Source organism: Mesorhizobium sp. M7D.F.Ca.US.004.03.1.1 (genome assembly GCF_003998635.1).
GTDB classification, from domain to species: Bacteria; Pseudomonadota; Alphaproteobacteria; order Rhizobiales; family Rhizobiaceae; genus Mesorhizobium; species Mesorhizobium loti.
In genome coordinates this window covers 1-1,299 of record NZ_RZQG01001274.1, presented here as the reverse complement: position 1 = coordinate 1,299, position 1,299 = coordinate 1, and the positions used below count along the sequence as shown (strand labels likewise).

Here is a 1,299-nt window from a genome sequence, read left to right as displayed (position 1 = left end):
GCCTTGTTCCGGGCTGACGCTCTGAAGGCCGGCTTGAGGCCGATACTGCCGCCGTGGAAAATTCCAGGCCGAATCCATGCGATCGAGTCGTTGCCGCTGACGCCAACCGGCAAGATCGACAGGCCACGTCTCCAACAAGTCCTGCAGGCACGTGACGGCTCCGTCGAAAACAGTCAGGCCGCGCAATCGCCCGACGCGACAATGACGGTGGCCACCGCAAAACGGGTCAGGACGTGGAAGCGGCTTTTTACCCGGACCGGTAACCGGTGAAGGGCGAGCGACAATTCCATCACCACTCGGCGAAGGAGCCATCCTTGTGGCGCCAGATCGGGTTGCGCCAGCGGTGGCCTTCCTTGGCGCGTTCCTTGACATAGTCCTCGTTGATTTCGACACCCAGGCCCGGGCCGTCGGGAATGGCGACATAGCCATCCTCGTAGCGGAAGACGTCCTTGTTGGCGGCGTAGTCGAGCAGGTCGTTGGCGGCGTTGTAGTGAATGCCGAGGCTCTGCTCCTGGATGAAGCAGTTGTAGCTGACCGCGTCAAGCTGCAGGCAGGCGGCAAGTGCGATCGGCCCGAGCGGGCAGTGCGGCGCCACGGCCACGTCATAGGCCTCCGCCATCGCAGCGATCTTGCGGCATTCGGTGATGCCGCCGGCATGCGACAGGTCTGGCTGGATGATGTCGACGACGCCCTCCTCGAACACCGACTTGAAATCCCAGCGGCTGTAGAGCCGCTCGCCGAGCGCGATCGGCGTCGAGCCGAGGGCGGCGATCTCCTTCAGCGCCTCGCGGTTTTCGCTGAGCACCGGCTCCTCGATGAACATCAGCCTGTAGGGCTCGAGCTCCTTGACCAGGGCGCGCGCCATCGGCCGGTGCACGCGGCCATGAAAATCGACGGCGATGCCGATGTTGGGCCCGACGGCCTCGCGCACCATGGCTACGCGTTCGACAGCGGCGTCGATCTTGTCATGGCTGTCGACGATCTGCAGTTCTTCGGTGCCGTTCATCTTGAGAGCCAAGAAGCCGCGCGCCACCATTTCCCTAGCGCCCGCCGCGACCTCCGCCGGCCGGTCGCCGCCGATCCACGAATAGACCTTGATCGTGTCGCGCAGCTTGCCGCCGAGCAGTTCATGCACGGGCACGCCGAGCGCCTTGCCCTTGATGTCCCACAGCGCCTGGTCGATGCCGGCAATGGCGCTCATCAGGATCGGCCCGCCGCGATAGAAGCCGCCGCGGTGCATCACCGTCCAGTGGTCCTCGATCAGGCGAGGATCCTTGCCGATGAGATAATCACCAAGCT

1 protein-coding gene and 1 pseudogene are annotated in these 1,299 nt (G+C 64.4%); one reads left to right on the top strand and one right to left on the bottom strand.

From position 1 onward, the window contains the following. Window positions 1-270 (top strand): annotated as a pseudogene (locus tag EN935_RS41620) (hypothetical protein); the annotation flags it as partial. 19 nt (window positions 271-289) lie between these two features. On the opposite strand, the gene dgoD reads toward EN935_RS41620, so the two are convergent. Further along, window positions 290-1,299 (bottom strand): galactonate dehydratase (gene dgoD / locus EN935_RS36265; RefSeq protein ID WP_127374243.1); only part of this gene is annotated, 1,010 nt, incomplete at its 5' end.